The 15,444-nt window shown below is 57.8% G+C and carries 17 protein-coding genes and 2 pseudogenes; 14 read left to right on the top strand and 5 right to left on the bottom strand.

The genetic code is table 11. From position 1 onward, the window contains the following. The first annotated feature begins 295 nt into the window (after window positions 1-295). The 6 genes from aepX to aepY all read left to right on the top strand — a co-directional run bounded on the left by aepX (window position 296) and on the right by aepY (window position 7,656). Window positions 296-1,216 carry a phosphoenolpyruvate mutase gene (aepX, locus tag AC0L2Y_RS11590; RefSeq protein ID WP_473556437.1) on the top strand — a complete coding sequence of 307 codons (921 nt, stop codon included), beginning with the start codon at window positions 296-298 and terminating at the stop codon, window positions 1,214-1,216. Between the two features lie 309 nt (window positions 1,217-1,525). Then, a complete protein-coding gene (locus AC0L2Y_RS11585) occupies window positions 1,526-2,917 on the top strand; it encodes a DUF6002 family protein (RefSeq protein WP_473556182.1) in 1,392 nt (463 codons plus the stop codon). 20 nt (window positions 2,918-2,937) lie between these two features. Continuing rightward, window positions 2,938-5,082, top strand: a complete 2,145-nt coding sequence (locus tag AC0L2Y_RS11580) for an NADP-dependent isocitrate dehydrogenase (protein WP_473556180.1) — start codon at window positions 2,938-2,940, stop codon at window positions 5,080-5,082. After that, window positions 5,082-5,588, top strand: a complete 507-nt coding sequence (locus tag AC0L2Y_RS11575; RefSeq protein WP_473556177.1) for a ParB N-terminal domain-containing protein — start codon at window positions 5,082-5,084, stop codon at window positions 5,586-5,588. Before AC0L2Y_RS11580 ends, AC0L2Y_RS11575 begins: the two co-directional genes overlap by 1 nt. A 4-nt stretch (window positions 5,589-5,592) precedes the next feature. Continuing rightward, window positions 5,593-6,435, top strand: coding sequence for an EamA family transporter (locus tag AC0L2Y_RS11570; protein WP_473556176.1), 843 nt, complete (start codon window positions 5,593-5,595; stop codon window positions 6,433-6,435). 69 nt (window positions 6,436-6,504) lie between these two features. After that, window positions 6,505-7,656: a phosphonopyruvate decarboxylase gene (aepY, locus tag AC0L2Y_RS11565; RefSeq protein WP_473556173.1), complete on the top strand. Its 1,152-nt coding sequence runs from the start codon at window positions 6,505-6,507 to the stop codon at window positions 7,654-7,656. Between the two features lie 485 nt (window positions 7,657-8,141). Here the strand turns inward: aepY and AC0L2Y_RS11560 are convergent, their stop codons facing one another. Together AC0L2Y_RS11560 and AC0L2Y_RS11555 are read right to left on the bottom strand one after the other, a co-directional pair. Beyond that, complete coding sequence (locus AC0L2Y_RS11560) at window positions 8,142-8,270, bottom strand: hypothetical protein (protein ID WP_473556435.1); 129 nt, start codon at window positions 8,268-8,270, stop codon at window positions 8,142-8,144. Window positions 8,271-8,645: 375 nt separating this feature from the next. Next, a pseudogene (locus tag AC0L2Y_RS11555) lies at window positions 8,646-9,179 on the bottom strand (TlpA disulfide reductase family protein); the annotation flags it as partial. Window positions 9,180-9,930: 751 nt separating this feature from the next. On the opposite strand from AC0L2Y_RS11555, the gene AC0L2Y_RS11550 reads away from it, so the two are divergent. The 6 genes from AC0L2Y_RS11550 to AC0L2Y_RS11525 all read left to right on the top strand — a co-directional run bounded on the left by AC0L2Y_RS11550 (window position 9,931) and on the right by AC0L2Y_RS11525 (window position 12,598). Further along, window positions 9,931-10,524 carry a tetratricopeptide repeat protein gene (locus AC0L2Y_RS11550; protein ID WP_473556172.1) on the top strand — a complete coding sequence of 198 codons (594 nt, stop codon included), beginning with the start codon at window positions 9,931-9,933 and terminating at the stop codon, window positions 10,522-10,524. A 141-nt stretch (window positions 10,525-10,665) separates the two neighbouring features. Next, the gene (locus AC0L2Y_RS11545; protein WP_473504720.1) at window positions 10,666-10,932 is read left to right on the top strand and encodes a hypothetical protein; all 267 of its coding nucleotides are present in this window, start codon (window positions 10,666-10,668) and stop codon (window positions 10,930-10,932) included. A 277-nt stretch (window positions 10,933-11,209) separates the two neighbouring features. Beyond that, window positions 11,210-11,506 (top strand): hypothetical protein, encoded by a 297-nt coding sequence (locus AC0L2Y_RS11540; protein WP_473556169.1) that lies wholly within the window; start codon window positions 11,210-11,212, stop codon window positions 11,504-11,506. Between the two features lie 240 nt (window positions 11,507-11,746). Continuing rightward, window positions 11,747-12,001: a hypothetical protein gene (locus AC0L2Y_RS11535; RefSeq protein WP_473556168.1), complete on the top strand. Its 255-nt coding sequence runs from the start codon at window positions 11,747-11,749 to the stop codon at window positions 11,999-12,001. Window positions 12,002-12,037: 36 nt separating this feature from the next. After that, window positions 12,038-12,310, top strand: coding sequence for a helicase HerA-like domain-containing protein (locus AC0L2Y_RS11530; RefSeq protein ID WP_473556433.1), 273 nt, complete (start codon window positions 12,038-12,040; stop codon window positions 12,308-12,310). A 36-nt stretch (window positions 12,311-12,346) separates the two neighbouring features. Then, window positions 12,347-12,598 carry a KTSC domain-containing protein gene (locus tag AC0L2Y_RS11525; protein WP_473556431.1) on the top strand — a complete coding sequence of 84 codons (252 nt, stop codon included), beginning with the start codon at window positions 12,347-12,349 and terminating at the stop codon, window positions 12,596-12,598. 1,101 nt (window positions 12,599-13,699) lie between these two features. Here AC0L2Y_RS11525 and AC0L2Y_RS11520 read toward each other — a convergent pair. Continuing rightward, entirely contained in the window at window positions 13,700-14,008 is a 309-nt protein-coding gene (locus AC0L2Y_RS11520) for a hypothetical protein (RefSeq protein WP_473556165.1), read from the bottom strand. A gap of 174 nt (window positions 14,009-14,182) precedes the next feature. On the opposite strand from AC0L2Y_RS11520, the gene AC0L2Y_RS11515 reads away from it, so the two are divergent. Next, entirely contained in the window at window positions 14,183-14,419 is a 237-nt protein-coding gene (locus AC0L2Y_RS11515) for a hypothetical protein (RefSeq protein WP_473504775.1), read from the top strand. A 30-nt stretch (window positions 14,420-14,449) separates the two neighbouring features. Here the strand turns inward: AC0L2Y_RS11515 and AC0L2Y_RS11510 are convergent, their stop codons facing one another. After that, entirely contained in the window at window positions 14,450-14,707 is a 258-nt protein-coding gene (locus tag AC0L2Y_RS11510) for a hypothetical protein (protein WP_473556164.1), read from the bottom strand. Between AC0L2Y_RS11510 and AC0L2Y_RS11505 the strand changes: the two are divergent. After that, window positions 14,697-14,783 (top strand): annotated as a pseudogene (locus tag AC0L2Y_RS11505) (KTSC domain-containing protein); the annotation flags it as partial. The gene AC0L2Y_RS11510 and the pseudogene AC0L2Y_RS11505 sit on opposite strands and share 11 nt — an antisense overlap. Before the next feature lie 24 nt (window positions 14,784-14,807). On the opposite strand, the gene AC0L2Y_RS11500 reads toward AC0L2Y_RS11505, so the two are convergent. After that, entirely contained in the window at window positions 14,808-15,236 is a 429-nt protein-coding gene (locus tag AC0L2Y_RS11500) for a YidB family protein (RefSeq protein WP_473556160.1), read from the bottom strand. Window positions 15,237-15,444: the final 208 nt, after the last annotated feature.

The following is a 15,444-nucleotide window of genomic DNA, read 5'->3' as shown; positions in this document are numbered from 1 at the left end:
GTTTGTTGAATGAGCGACACGGGTTGTTCGGCTTGGCTCCCCTTCCCATCACCATTCAAGTCATTGAATAGCATCTCGAACACTTTTTCGGAGACTTTCCTGCGCAGTTGGCACGAAGTGTGAAGCTTCCTTCTAGAAAGGCGGCACGAACTGCGGGCCGATTTCATGTTCGTGGTTGACGTCGCGATCGAGAGGACGAAGGAAGGAAAGCAGCATGGCAGATCTGCGTCGGGTGCGTATACCGCCCGAAAATGGGCGTCACGTGCGGAATCCGGGTCGCAATGCAAGCGAACGCATGTCTCCGCTTCGTGACCTCATTTGCATCCGTGACAGACCGTCATTCCTTATGGAAGCCCATGACGCGCTCTCCGCGGCGATCGCGCAGCGGTCAGGTTTCAAGGCGCTTTGGGCGTCCGGCCTCTCGATCTCCTCCAGCCTCGGTTACCGTGACGCGAACGAGGCCTCTTGGACCGAGGTGGTCGACGTGGTGGAACGGATGGCGGACGCAGCGGAAATTCCAATCCTCGTCGACGGAGAGAGCGGATTCGGCAATTTCAACAATGCGCGTCTGGTCGCTCGCAAGTTGCGGCAGCACGGCGCGAGTGGCGTTTGCCTCGAAGACAAGGCGTTCCCGAAGATGAACTCCTTCGTAGGCGATCGCCATCCACTGGCGGACATCGGCGAGTTCTGCGGTCGCCTGAAGGCCGTCAAGGACCAAGTTCCGGATCCGGAGTTCGTTCTCGTCGCTCGAACCGAGGCGCTGATCGCCGGACACAGTCAGCAGGAGGCGCTTGCACGAGCGCACGCCTATGCGGACGCTGGGGCCGATGCGATCCTGGTCCACTCCTGCAAGTCCGACGCGGAGGAGATTTTCGCTTTCGCGCGAGCCTGGCAGAACCGACTGCCTGTCGTGATCGTACCGACAAAATACTACCGCACGCCCGTCGCCGATTATCGGGCGCTCGGTATTTCCACGGTCATCTGGGCCAACCACAACATGCGCGCCGCGATCTTGGCGATGCGTCAGGTGTGCGACCGCATCATCCAGGAAGAGAGCATTGCCGGTATCGAAGGTGAAGTCGCGACGCTCGACGAGCTGTTCGAACTAATGAACTACGGCGAGCTCTCAGCGGCAAAAGAGAAGTACCTTCCGCAGGCAGAGGACAAGGTGATGGTTGGTCGGCGTCCCGCCGCAATCTCAGTTAAAAGCCGTTGAATAAATGCAGAAACGTTTCTCTGGGCTCTTCCTGCGCAGTTGGCGCCACTCTTGTTGTTCTCTCTTTGCGCGGCGGCATCTACGGAAAGCAGTATCGCTGTCTTTGGCGCCTGCAACGTGGAACGACGGCGCGCGCCGGGTTCGGATCACGCCTGGCCGGTGGTGTTCGCACAGGCCAATCGGCATTGAAGACAAGCCCTCATCAGCGGCTCGTCGAGCTGCAGGCGGTCCATTCGCGAATCCGTTGAGCGGCCTAGAGCTGTTGAATGCGCTTCTCCCGCTAAAGCTTCCACAAAAGAGGAGGGTGACGTGTCTAAGCAATCGGCTCTGGTAACATATTACGATAAGATCGCGACGGTCGGCTCCATCTGTTCGTCCAATCCGGGACTGGGAACCCAGGAGCCAGGCTTCAAACCGGGGTACGAGCTTCCACCTCTAGATGAGAAGCTCATTTCATTCTTCGAACCGGCGACCATCGCGCTTCACCGGCTCGGTGACTATCGGGGCCGGCGGGTGAATGTCCTTAACTTAGTAGGAAACCCACGCACGCGTACGACAAAGACGTTTGCCTCACTCGTAATGGTCGCGCGGGCGATCCAGCATATTCGGGCGACCGGCGAGTCGATTCTGATTGTGACGCCGACCTCCGGTAACAAGGGCGGTGCGCTGCGTGACGCCGTCTTGCGCGCGCTCGAATGTGGGCTTGTGGTGCCCGATCAACTTCGTATCGCAATTGTTGTGCCCAAGGACAGCATCTCCAAGCTCTGGTCGAGCACACTCTCGGAGGACGCGGAGCTCCGCAGACTGAACCCGGTTTTTATCTGCGACGCAGAAGACGGATCGATCGTCAAAGCAATGACTAGGGAGTTCGTTCGGCAGACCTCGCAGGATCTGAAAGACCGGTACAATCTGAACGTATGGCATACATACGATCTCAACAATTATCGGATGGCTGATGCCGTTCGCGCCTTCTTCGAGATGGATCAATTGGGTCCTGCCCACCACGACATACCACGTATTCAGGCCCAAGCAGTCTCAAGTGCGTTTGGCTTGCTCGGCCACCAGTTTGGTCTCGAGTTCCTTTCAAAGAACGGAGTGGACGTGGGTGACAACCGGCGGTGGCTGCTTATTCAGCATCTCGGAACGCCCGACCTTGTCCTGGATCTCCACTACGGCTCGTTTTCCAGGGAGAATCTCCCGGCATATACCTTGCAGGAAGAGACGGGCCTCTACGTGCAGAACGAGCAGCCGTTCTTCCCAGTCCGGACATATGATGTCGAGGAGGTGATCGACTCCACGTTCTATAGCCGAAACCCTGCAACCAGCGAGCTGGTGCGAGAAATCATGTCCGGCCAAGGAGGCGAGGGCATCGTCGTATCGCTGTACGAATGCCTCCAGCAGTACCCAAAGCTGCGACATCTCCTGAGAAACACAGATTTGAACTTGCCGCATGATCCGCGAGACTTGCGCGAATGGTCGATGACGATGGTGTTGACAGGGGCGTTAAGCGCGATCGATCGGGATCTGGTGCCCTCGGCGAGCGAGCTTTTGATCCATGTGACTGGGTCCTATGCGAAGCAGGACTTCTCCAGTCTCCCCGCTGACCACTTGCGGCCAGTCGCCTCTCCCGACGATATGAGGGTAGCAATTTTCGAGTCGTCTACGGCTCCTTTCATTCCCAAGGTGAGGCAGGCGATGTAGTCGCTCGAGCGAGCCAAGCGATGAGATTGCTCTACTGCAAAACAGATGAGTCTCCGAGATTAAGTTGGTACTCTTGGTCGCCGATCGCAAGAACCATTGCACGCCAGTTTGGCATTGAGATCGACGAGCTCGATGTGTCTTTGGCTGCTCTAGTCCTCTCGGTTGCCGGCCCGTCGACAGCGGGGAGCGCGTGTCACCCTCAAACCTGCTTGGCGGCAGCGATAGCGGAACCAAACGCTATCATAATCAAGGCACCTTGCATTGGTGCGAGTGCCAATCAGGCGCGCGCAGCTGTCGCGGAGTTGCTGCGCGCCGGAGCAATTGCGGACGCCGACGTTCGAAACGCCCTCGAAATTGGCGAGGTCATTCCAAACTTGCCGGTGCTTGGAAGCGTGATAAATCGCCAATTGCGTCAAGGCGCCATGATTCGCGAGTTGCGGAATCACAAACCAGCTCGTTACGCGCCATCCGGGATGGGCGGTGCCTCACCTTTCATCGATCGGAACACAGTTGTGGTCTCGATGGACGAGGGCGGTTTTGCTGAAACGGAACAATCGGTTTCGATCTCGGATAAGCAATTCGTCAAAATTGAGTTGTTCGGACAGGATGGGAAAGGTCGTGTACTTGCTGCGCATATAGAGCTCCTGGCTGGAGACATATGCTCGTTCTCCTTTATCCGGAAGGAATGCCTTCGATCGTTTCTGCGCGAGGAGTTTGACGACGCTGAGAGGCGCGGACTGGCTGTCTCGCTACAACTCAAACGGACGGTGCTTAAGGCGGACGAGTACATTTCGGTCGAGGCCAGCCAGATCAATGATGAACGAGCCTTGGACCCATCTTCGCTCAATCTTGACGACACCAGTCCCGTCACCCGATCGGCGTCGCGAGTCGAGGTCACCCTAGGGACGAACGTTGGCGCCCGCTCGAGCGCATCCCAATCGGGTCACCCAAACAAGATGGCGTCATTTGCCCCCTCAGTGCAGCCGAGCACCGCGAGGGTCATGGCGGATGCAATACTGCGCGGCGGCTGTGTTCCTCTTGTGGATGGCTCGGAGGGACCCGCAAAGTTCGTGATACCGGATAGCACATACGGCCATCTTTATCAGGCGGTACTCGACGACTTCAGAATCTTCGGAGCCCTCCGGCCGGATCAAATAGGCGCCGTAACGATCGTCGGGCTAACAAAGGACGACGCCGAAGAATATGGAGCAAGCTCAACGACTTTTCGGGTCTCGGCTAATGGCTGCGTCCGGGTGCTACGTGACCACGGGGCCGAGATTTACATCGAACGCGCGTACACTGGTGACATCTGGCGAATGATGAAAGTTTCTGCGTCGGCACTTGAGGTTTGGTGCGAGGCTGCATTGCAAAAGGCCGACGAAACAGGAACTCAGGCGATCTTCTTGCTGGATCTCGACAGACCCTTTCATCAGCTGATCAGACGTGCGGTGACAGACCATCTCGTCAGTCGAGGAAGGGCAGCGCGGGAAGCGAAATTCATGAACATCGCCGATGGAACGAGATTCGCCTTCCAAGAACTCAGGGGCGGAAACGGCATCGTGCTCGCGGTCGGAAACCTTTTGCGTGATTTTCTTTCAGAACTGATTCTTGCGCTCGCCGGGGAACGGAAGCGGCTTGTTCGGTCATACTCCGTGCTTCCCGGCGGCGGGCATGTCTTCGAGGTTGGCACCGGCGGCACTGCGCCCAGTACATTTCACCGTTTCATTGCGTCCGGCATACTGCGGTGGGACCCGGTCTACGAGTGGGTAGCTTTCGCGGAAGCCTTTCGCTGCTGCGCCCGCTACCAGCACGACGACCAGATAAGCATGCTCGCAGAGGGGCTAGAGGCTGCCATCGAACAAGTGCGGCATAGCACACCTGCCGCGTGCGTCGACACCCGGGAGGTGCATTTCTGGCTCGCCAAGCATTGGACAGGCTGGTTCTCGCGGCACCAAGCCGGGTTAGCCGGAGTTGATGCAATTCACTCCGCCCTTTCGGAAGAAGAAGCCGAAATATTGGGCGAATTGCGCCGCACGTCCGAAGGCCCAATAGATCTTGGAGGGTACTACTACCCAAACGAACAGCTTGTCGAAGCGTGCATGCGGCCGAGCCGGCACCTCAACAAAATTCTAGAGGGATGCGTTCCTCAGGGCAAGCTTACTTAATGTACGATGATGTCTACTGTGATTTCACCCCCATCGCCGCTCGTTCATTCATTGGCGGAATTCTGAGAAGCACGGGCCTTTTGGCAGATATCCTGCCACTTGGCACGACAAAGCCGCACGAGCAGGTCTACCCGGTGCACGCCTGCCAACTGGGCGATGACATCGTCGCTTGCGTACACTTCACGACGCCGATCCTCGTCGACAGTCGAAACCACATCTTGTTGGATGGCCACAATCGACATTGGATTCTTTCCAAGCGGATACGAGCCCGGTTCATCCCAGCAATCCTCTTAGATTATGACAAGGACTCGCTAATTTCCGTCACCAGTTGGCGGGACGGCATCATTGTGGACCGGTCCGGCGTCAGCGACGCAGCGCTCAGTGGTCGCCTTCTCGAGTGCAAGATGTCGAGGCACCGCTTTAAGATTGGAATAATTCGTACAGCATTGACCGGCCTGAACAAAGGTCTCCTCTATTACACTGATGAAAGACGGCGGGAGGTCTGAAGAGATGTCGCTCGGTGTTTTCAGCCTCGTATTAAGCGCTGCAATATTTCACGCGACGTGGAACGCCTTGGTGAAAGTCAATGGGGATAAGCTGGCGGTCGTCGCGGTGATTAAGACGGCTCAGATCATATTCGCACTTGCGGCCGTTGCTTTAGTAGGTGTCCTTCCGCCCGCAGCGTGGCCATATCTGCTCGCGTCGACGGCGATCCACACTGGCTATTACTGGTTTTTGATTCGATCATACCGGTTCGGTGAACTCAGCTACGTCTATCCGATTGCCCGGGGAACATCACCTCTTCTCGTGGCGCTCGGTTCGATGACACTTATCGGTGAAACGATATCAATTCCTGCGGCGATCTCGGTCGGACTTATCGCGCTGGGAACAATGAGTTTATCGCTGACGATGAAAGCCAAAGCAATAGAAAGACACGCGCTTAAATCTGCCGTCGGGACTGGGATTTGTACCGCCGGTTACACGCTTATGGACGGGATTGGCGCTCGGAGTTCGGATACTGCGTGGACCTACATCGTTTGGCTGATGCTTGTTGGCGGCCTTCCGACACTTTTGCTCGCGATCGGTGAACGTGGACGCGCGCTTGGAACGCAAATGATAACAGTTTGGAAAACGGGCGCCGTCGCCGGCGCTGTCGCTACGTCGGCGTATGTGATCGTGATCTGGGCTTCGACGGCAGCGCCCATCGCGCTCGTCGCAGCGATACGCGAGACCAGCATGGTGTTCGCTGCATTGTTCGGCGCTCTGGTGCTCGGCGAACATTTCAACCGGACCCGCCGGGTGGCTCTTGCAGTGACGCTAGTTGGCGTCGTGCTTCTTCGGGTCTGGGCTTAAACGAGACCTGCAAACGATAATCGGAGAGGACCGCGAGCGGTTACGGTTTCTCTGTTTTTGGAGTTCAACATGGCGGTATTATTGGATGCATTATCAGCGGTCGGCATTGATTACATTTCTGGCGTGCCGGATTCCGCCCTCAAACCATTCATCGTCGAGCTGAACGACCACCCCAACATCGTGCACCAGATGGCCGCGTGTGAAGGCAGCGCGGTGGCGATGGCCGCAGGTAGGTCGATGGCGTCAAAGCAGCCGTCCGGAGTTTATATGCAGAATTCCGGGCTTCCGAATGCGCTCAACCCGCTCGTGTCGATGTTCTCGCCAATCGTCTACGATATTCCGCTCACCTTGATCGTGGGATGGCGGGGTGAGCCTGGAACAAAAGACGAGCCACAACACATGGCCATGGGCAGAATTACCGAATCCATGCTCGACCTGTTGGGGATAGATCCTCTGATTGTGGACGCCAGAACGGCACAAGATCGAGTTCGCCGATACATCCTGGAGAGCCATCAAAAAAGGCGGCACGCCGCGCTGCTTGTACGGCGCAGTGCGTTTGTCGCTCCGCGTGAGACTGCAGCCGAGACCGCCCTTTGTATCCCGAAGTTCGAGGAAAGCGTTGATCGCGTGGTAGCGGTTACTGCCATACTGGAATCGATCCGCGAAGGAAGCGTCGTCTTCAGCAGCACGGGCTACACCGCTCGCGAGGTCATGCTGTTCGAAAGCGAGCGTGGCGGAGAGCGGAGATTTACCCACATTCCATGCGTCGGCGGCATGGGTTTCGCCTCAAGCTTTGCAGCAGGCGCTTCGGGAGCGGACGGGAGCCGCGACGTGTACTGCATTGATGGCGACGGAGCATTTCTGATGCACGGTATCAGCAATGCGGTCATCCCTGGTCAGGGCGGACGCTTCAAACACATCGTGCTAAACAATGGTTGCCATAATTCGGTCGGTGGCTTTCCCACTTGCTCGGCTTCTGCCGATCTGGCGAAGATCGCGGAGGGAATGGGATACGCATGGTGTCAAAGGGTCACGAACGAACGATACCTCAAATCCGCGCTGGAGGAAGTCGCTAGTCACACCGTCCCCGCGTTTTTCGAGATCCGGTGCGGTCTCCAGAGCTTCGGAAAACTGCCAAGGCCCGATCGCCCGCTGTCGGATTACAAGAACGACTTCCTTGCAACCGTGGGGGTTCGGGATCACCGGGACACGGTTCCTTAATTGCAGCAGTGATCGTCTGCCGAAGGAGATTTGGCTTGCGAATGCTCGTCTGCCGACTGCAAGCGATCACCCTCACGCGTTAGCGAGACTCTGCGAGGCAAGATTGAGCTCGAAGACGTTGTCGCCTGCTCCAGCTATCGCGAGGCGATAGCTGCCCTCGTTCGGAGTATCTTCCCGATTCGTCATTTTTGAGCAGCGTGGACTTGCGGAACCGGACTCCCCAACAATGCCGAGAACCTCACCTGGATAGACGTAGACATCGACACCAATCAAGGCGTCCCCGGCCCGAAGCTATGGGATACGCCGGGCATCGCCACGACCGGCTCGGTGCGTCTAAGGCGAGGCTTGTCGAGCTCGCATTCAACCAGGGGACTATCGATCAGGTTCATCGCCTCTCCCCTTCGCGGTCCCAAGTTGCTCCGATCTGAACGTCTTCGCCGGCGGCGCGCCGGATGGCCTTTGTTCCGAGGCCGCTATCGGAAACTTCAAACGAGAGCTGCCGTCGGCCTGAGGGATTCGCTCATGAAGAATCCTTTCAGGCCCGAACGGAAGCAGGTGTGGCGGGCGTGATCCTCGACGCTGTACGGCACATCGGAAAAGACGAGCGGTTCCACCCCTGTGAAGGATGGAACGGCATAAAGCCGCTTCTCTCGCCCGGCGGACAAAAGGGGTCAGGTGTTGCGCCATATGGAGCTACGGCACATCCCAGCGCGGTATCGGCGAAAGGGCCGTTAACCAGTGTAGGACATTCCGTGGCCTGGGTCGGGTCTACAGAGAGCGCCGCAACGACCTTCTCAGCCTTGCAGTTAGCCAAGGCCTAAGGCGGTAACAGGTTTCAGTCCGTCCGCGATAGGCTCCGGGCCGTCCAGCGACTTCACTGCCGGTTCGTCAGCTCGATCGCGCGATCCTTGTTGCCGCCCTCATGAAAGTACCGGGCGACCGCCGGATAATAGAAACTTACGGCGGTCGCTTTGCGACCGGCTATCTTAGGCTTGTTCGCGCGCTATGGGTTGGTTTGTGGCGATGCGCTCGGGATCGACGGATTTTGCTTGATCGCTGGTGCGCCAGCTGCCGTTAAGCACTTTAGGCACAACCTCATCGAGGTGCATCGGATAACCGATAAAGGCAATGTGGCCGTCTCGGTCGACCACGAACGAGGTCGGAATCACGACAGAAAGGCTGGGCTCCATCCAAAGCTTGTTCATTGCGCCTGTGTGATCGAAGCCGATCCGATAGCTCAGATTCGAGCACTTTTCGGTCAACCACGCGTCCAACTTGGTTCGGGCCTCAACGGCCGTTGGAGCGTGTTCATTCGCCGCGACCCCGACGACCTCAACTCCGCTGTCCTGGTATTTTTCCTGCAGCTGCATCAGATGGTGCATCGCGTTCACACATGGTTCGCACCACGTTGCCCAAAATTCGACGATGTAAACTTTGCCGGGCTGAAAGCTCGTGAGGGCCTCGCCGCGCAGCCAAGTTTCCACTTGAATCGAAGGAGCCGGGGACTCCATCTGCAATACCATGCTGATCTCCAAAGCTATTGCCAAAGGATGCGGGACTTCATGAGAGCTTGTTTTCCGTTAGATCCGTTAGAGAGGGGACACACGGGTTCAACGGAAGAGGTCATCGCTCGTTTTGCGCGTCTGTGTGCAGTCACCTCACTCAGTGTTGCCGCGGCTCAATCAGCAAAGGCCGTGCCAGCGCGGTCAGCGTCGCGTAAGCGCGTGAATATCCGGAAAAACCTCCGCATTCCCAAGATGGCCGGTTGTCATGCACTTGACGTGTTTTGTGCCGCTGTCGGGTTTTGGACACGGATCAAGCGCTTTGCGCCGCCACAAAAAGCGTGCCCATCCGCACGGTCCCGAAGTGCCGGGGCCATGAGAGCGCGTGCCACACGCTGCATGACATCGTCCCCATGCATCGTTGCCCTAAACCGAGACGTCGCAAGCTCGACCCGAGAACTCGAGCGGCATCATCTCACCGGAGGTTATACACCGGACGAGCACTGGCCGATTGGCAGCCTTCCTCCATTCCGATCACCGTCTCTTGGTCGCCTAATTATGGCACGCTGGAGAAATAGGCGCTGGTAGCCCTTAGATACTGGATCTTTTAGATCCTCTGGTTCTAGCCGGTGGAACAGGCCCACACATATGGTTTGGCGGACCACGCGTCTTTCGAGCTAACGTCTAATGGGCGGAAATCGTTTAGCTTTTCGCGCATTGTTACAACAGTTTGTTGCACCGCTGGAACAACGACCTCAAGCTCGGCTTCTGAGTGCGCCATCCCGACCCACTGACCACGGAACCGGCGGCCCTAGACATTCCGCGCGTCTATGCGAAGCTCTGCTCTTTCGTTCCTGTCAATGTGCAGCTTATCAATGGATCGCAAGGCGGCAATCACATCTGGGCTGAGCGGTTCGACCGCGATATCGCCGACATCTTCGACGTTCAGGACGAGGTCACGCGACGCGTTGTTGAAGCGATTTCTGGCAAGCTTGGTGAAGAGAATATCGCTGCCCGTTCCCAACCGTCAAATCTCGAAGCCTATGATCTTTGTGTTAGGTCGCGAGGCAAATGCAACGTTTCCAGATCAGACAACAGTGAGGCGTGTGCTGATTTGGAGCGTGCTGTTCAACTCGATCCAAACTACAGCGAAGCGCACAGCAATCTTGCCGTCTCACTGCTATTTGGCTGGGTTATCTGGGGAGAACCACAGATACCCGGTCGCGCAAAGGCTCTGATGCATGCGCAACGAGCCTGGGAAATCGATCCCGGCGATTCCCACGTTCGCAGGATCCTGGGCTGCGTTCAGATTTACGAGCGCAATAGGATGAAGCAAGATTCCAATTTGATGCTGCCGTTCGGCTAAATCCCAATAATGCAGATGCGGTTGCATGGATTGGTGAGCTTCAAATCTATTTAGCCAAGCCGTAAGCGGCGCTGATTAGCTTGTGCCAAGGCGCTCCGTTTAAATCCTCGTCCACCCGGTTGGTATTTCTGGATCATGGGAATGGCGCAGATTTCCTTCGGTCAGTGCGATGACGCTGTTGTGACCTTGAGCCGGGAAGGAACCTACGGGACGGGTTCGAGGGAGCACCTGCTTGCCGCGCTTGCCCTCGCCGGCCGAGTTCTTGAGGCACAGGAGGAAGCCCGCCTATTTCTTGCGGGCAATCCAAATTGGAGGTCCGCTGATTTGGCGGCGAACTCACCCTTTAGGAGTATGAGCACTGCGCAGCCGTTTGTTGATGGCTGGCGTCTGGCGGGCCTGCCGGACTAGTCGTATTTCGGCGGCGGTGTCATACCACACGCCACGAGGTGGCGGACGGAGCGGCACCGGAGCGAGGCCTGCGAAAGCGTCCATCCCTGAAAGTGGCCATCCCGGTTCCGGCCCAAAGCGCCAGGCTGCTCGCCTCATATCGGAAGTATCCTAACTTCGTGCGGCTCAGCGTAGCCATCCGGCCAAGGCCGCCCGGATTGGCTTTTCGGTCTGGCAATCTCTGCGGTAGCGATTATGCTGACCAAAGCGACTGCCGCCATGATCGGAGACTACCCTGATGCATGAACGGATTGAAAATGCGAAGCGCGCCCGCGAAATCCTGGAGACGTGCGGGATCGATATATGCACAGCCTTCGAGGCGCTGGATGGGCGGCAAATCGATGCGCTGCTCGCACATCTGGATCAGCATCGGTTGAACAAGTACGGCCCTGTGAGCAAACTTCGCCAACCGCCGGGCAGCGTCAATTCGCGAGTGCGATCGTTTCACGGTCTGCTTCGGGGCCGCGCTGCACTCCGGCAGCCTCGAATTGCTGCATCAGTGGGTACTGAATTCAGGTCGGAGACTGAAGAGTAGCTTGGCGACCTGATCGCTTCTCTCGGCTAGCCGCCCGCAGTCGGTTAGTCCCATGTATAGGTGGCCACGGTGAATAGATAGCCCGCGATCTCGCTCGCGGTGGCGCCTTCGTCCATCAGCATGACGTAGGCCCTGTTGCGTATGCTTCGTATTTGTCGGTGACCTCTGGTATGCCGTAGAGACCGATAGGATCCCGCAGCATCATCGACCAAATCAGCGGCCACTGGTATCTTTGGCGGCATGAGCAAATCCGAAAAGATTCGCGAATTGCCTAAATCCGGCATGACCACGGCCGAGATCGCTCGCGCCCTCGGCATCCGTTATCAACATGCCTACGGTGGGCTTCAAGGTTCAAACCTTGGCCAGAAAGGTCGCAACGGGCACCCCTCCAATACGATGACGGCCAAACCTGACAAAAAGCCGCTTCATGTGGGGATGCTTGTCGCTGGCGGCTTTGAGCATGTCGGCAGCTGGATCTCAGTATCCCTACGGTGACGGCCGCCAGCTCAGGCGCTCCTTCTATTTTCGCCTCTGTCTCTGCCGGAAATACGTGATGGCTTTGGAGACCGGGGCAGGGGCACGATCAATCTGCTGCACGCCGACCAATTGCTCGAGGCGCCGAAGCTTTCCGCGACGTTCCTGCTGTGGCTGCTCTCCATCCGCAGGACGTGCGTTCATGCGGCGGATGATGGAGGCGAGGGGATCGCCCGCGTCGGTGGTGACGATGGTCTCGAAGCGAAGACCATATCCAGCGGTAGGTGCGATCTGCTCGACATGAAGGCCATGACAAAGACGCGCTACTAACGGAGATCATCGCAGAATTGCGGCTCTGCCTCCGCGATCCCAACATGCGTCCCGCCGAAGACCTTCGCCGCGTTCAAAACCGCCTTCGTCAAAGGCCGCTACTTCAACGACCACATCCGCAACCACTTCCGGTATCGTCTGGTGGCCGCGATAGTGAACCCGGATGTGACCTTGTCGGCCGAATTTCGCTCCAACCGTCGGTTGGTGGACGCATCGCAATTGACGCGCCTAAAGTCCCTGACGGTCCGCGTGCACCGCCCCCGCATCCCCCCGGCCTGGTGCACTTGATCGGGTCCCGCCGTCCTGGCATGTGCGGCGGGACTTTTTATCCAACTCGCGGAAAACCGAGGCGGCTTCGACCTCCGTCACCTATCCGTCGCGAACGGCTCATGCTCGGGAAGGTGATGATGCAGCACTTCGACAAGGTTTCGCTTGTCGAATGTCTGGCCGCAAATTGGGCAGAACTCCAAGTGCCCCGGTTCGTCGTTGTCCGGCGACCCTTGGATTTTGCCCTTCATAGTTGGCGGATTGTGCTTATCCCGTCTCACGTCGTTACCCACATCACCTGATAGCGCCACGGCATTTGGCGGACGATTTGGCCGCTCGGCGTACCGGCTGAGAGCGTTCGCCCCCAGCTGGAGCGGATTATACGCCCGTTCATGCATGATTGCTAATTTACCAGCGCCAGTGCGATCGGGCCTAACGGCTATGCCCCACACTCGAGCGCTTCGTTACCGATTCTCACGGGACAGTCCACGTCCCCTCAACGTACAATCGAAGGGTATCTTCCGGAAGGTCGGGAAACCTGTCAGCGTTCCGTCACGATCCCTTTGGCGGCCGCGGTTGGTAAAGTGCGCTACGATGCCCGTTTTTCCTACCTCTGCAATCTCTGGCACAAGCTGACGAACCCAATAGTCGTTTCGGCCCCTTCCGCTGTATTCACCATCACGCCAGCACCGGCGCCGCTTGATCTATTAACGTCCGAACCGCCTTAACCCCGCGGCCCTCCGATCTGGTCGCAAAAATTTAACAAGCCCGCCGTGCCGAAAGGTGCGGCGGGGCTTTTTTGCTGTTTTTGGTGGAACACTCGCCTGCGACCATGGTTCGAGCAAGCAGCACCGTGCCGCCAGGTCGGCGGCACATAGGAGAGCGCCGCTTGGCCACTTGGACACAAAGAGATGAGAGAGAGCAGCGCACATCAGAAGCTGCACGGTCATTAATCGATGTTGAGCGCGCGGCCCGAGACGCCAAGACGGCTCGGCTCCGGGAGCAGCGGCTGAAGGCTGAAAACACACACTCCTTGGAAACACGCGACGGAACAGCTTCACAGTGACATGGTTGTTTGGCGGACCCCAATTTTTGGGTAGCGCTGGCGGTCGTGCTGGTTCCTTACGGGATCGGCGTTGCACTGCTTCTGTGGATAGCCATCCCCCCGGCTCTGCAATAGCCTTCTGTTCTTTTGCCGTTTTGATCCTTCATGGCATTGCAAATGAGCGAGACCAACCGGTCGCGCGCTCTTTTGTGGAGCGCGCCTTTCGGGCGCCAGGCGAGGAAGTCGTCCACACTCATCCAGTCCACGGGATCTGAACTGGCTTGCGGCGGGCTGAATTCCACATAGAGATGCAGCTCTTCAGGCAAGAAGACGACCCGCCACGTTCCGTTGGTATCGGCGGCAAGGCTGCAGGTGAGAGACGTCATGGCGAGGCTCCTTTCGAGACGAGCTTGCCAGACGGCCCGGGAAATTCCATCCCAAGAAGTAGGTATTGACGTGCCGGCGATTTCGCGTGCCCGTGGCTTGACTTGGCCACCTGATCGTCTAACGAAAACAGAACATCCATTAGGGCGCTAGGATCTGGTTTCGATATTTCGGGCATGCCTGCGGGCGATAAGGTCGACAGCTTCATCATCCTGCCACTGTCCGGGCGTCGGGCCGAACCGGCCTTGCGCGAAGTCGAGGCGTTCCTCAAGAGGTGCTTTCCCGAATACGACTTCTTCGCCAATGCCGACACGGAGCCTTTCGAAGGCGATTATCAGGTCCTCCCGATCTGCGGCGTTGGTGGCGACGAGCCGGGCACTTTACGCGTGCTCGACACCCCGAGCAGTCGGTGATGATGGGGATCGCCGCGGCGCTGAAAGGTTTCAGGCCGGGCCGGCCGCCGACGCTGAACTAGAGGGACGGTTCGCCGCCGGGTTTCTTTGCGCCCCGCCATCAAAGACGAGGAACGCGACGGCTTTTCCGCTCGTTGAGCCTTTATGCCCTTTACCTCGATTCGCAAAACGGAATACGATCCCGAGCGCAAGGTCCTTGTCGGTGTGGTTCGTCGCCAGCGGCAAGCGGTAGGACTTCCAGGGAGTACCGCCGGAGACCTTTGCGGCATTCAAAGCCGCGTTCGCCAAGGGTCGCTATTTCAACGAGTGTATTCGCAATCATTTCCGCTATCACCTGATTGCGAGCGATAGCGACCCGGGATGATTATCCGTCGGTGGCGAGGTGGCGCTAAGTGCTACCAGTCCCTGGGACCTCGTCCAGGAGACTTGGGCCTTTGCTCGCTGGCAACTGGCCGTCGGGAGTGAGCTTGTCCACTGCGTCGGGGAGTTCTCTTGTGAGCCGGTCGAGAAGCTCGTCATGGGACAATCCGGTCTGCTCGGCCAGATCGTTCAACGTTTGCGGGTCGATTGCTTTTTCAACCTGCTCGCGCTGAACGGGCCGGTTTGATCCTTTACTTACCCACGAATCTACCTGATCGCCCGCACCCACATTTCTGAGACGGTCCAGGATGTCGCCGAGACCGCCGGGGGAGGAGCCGGCGCTAGCGTTGGGATCTGTTGATTTCCTGCCAGCGATCAACTCGCCGATCTTGTCCCTGTTCTTGTAGGCAAGCAGGCCAAGCAACGCTATGGCGACCTTTCCGATGTCAAGGCTCATTTCGCATCTCCTTCCAGAAGAAGGCAAAAGTCATGCGCTTTTGAAAGGTTCCACGGTTCGGGTCTCCGCCGGAAATCCGGGCTATCCCCGAGCCTGTCGTACATTAGCATCTACGGAACTTTCGGCCCTTTCGCGTGTTGGAATCTTGTACTCCGGCTAGACAGCAATTGTGATCAGCTGTTGGTGCACTTGGCCCGTCGGCTTCGGT

This window comes from Mesorhizobium sp. WSM4830 (genome assembly GCF_055811495.1).
Note: the sequence above shows the minus strand (reverse complement) of the source record. Positions and strands in the feature narration are given on the sequence as shown.

What these genes read in the sequence shown, in the direction of transcription:
- aepY (WP_473556173.1), top strand. Translation starts at nt 6,505, where the DNA reads ATGGCGGTATTATTGGATGCATTATCAGCGGTCGGCATTGATTACATT.
- AC0L2Y_RS11515 (WP_473504775.1), top strand. Translation starts at nt 14,183, where the DNA reads ATGCCTGCGGGCGATAAGGTCGACAGCTTCATCATCCTGCCACTGTCC.
- aepX (WP_473556437.1), top strand. Translation starts at nt 296, where the DNA reads ATGTCTCCGCTTCGTGACCTCATTTGCATCCGTGACAGACCGTCATTC.
- AC0L2Y_RS11575 (WP_473556177.1), top strand. Translation starts at nt 5,082, where the DNA reads ATGTACGATGATGTCTACTGTGATTTCACCCCCATCGCCGCTCGTTCA.
- AC0L2Y_RS11570 (WP_473556176.1), top strand. Translation starts at nt 5,593, where the DNA reads ATGTCGCTCGGTGTTTTCAGCCTCGTATTAAGCGCTGCAATATTTCAC.
- AC0L2Y_RS11520 (WP_473556165.1), bottom strand. Translation starts at nt 14,008, where the DNA reads ATGACGTCTCTCACCTGCAGCCTTGCCGCCGATACCAACGGAACGTGG.
- AC0L2Y_RS11540 (WP_473556169.1), top strand. Translation starts at nt 11,210, where the DNA reads ATGCATGAACGGATTGAAAATGCGAAGCGCGCCCGCGAAATCCTGGAG.
- AC0L2Y_RS11545 (WP_473504720.1), top strand. Translation starts at nt 10,666, where the DNA reads ATGGCGCAGATTTCCTTCGGTCAGTGCGATGACGCTGTTGTGACCTTG.
- AC0L2Y_RS11500 (WP_473556160.1), bottom strand. Translation starts at nt 15,236, where the DNA reads ATGAGCCTTGACATCGGAAAGGTCGCCATAGCGTTGCTTGGCCTGCTT.
- AC0L2Y_RS11535 (WP_473556168.1), top strand. Translation starts at nt 11,747, where the DNA reads ATGAGCAAATCCGAAAAGATTCGCGAATTGCCTAAATCCGGCATGACC.
- AC0L2Y_RS11580 (WP_473556180.1), top strand. Translation starts at nt 2,938, where the DNA reads ATGAGATTGCTCTACTGCAAAACAGATGAGTCTCCGAGATTAAGTTGG.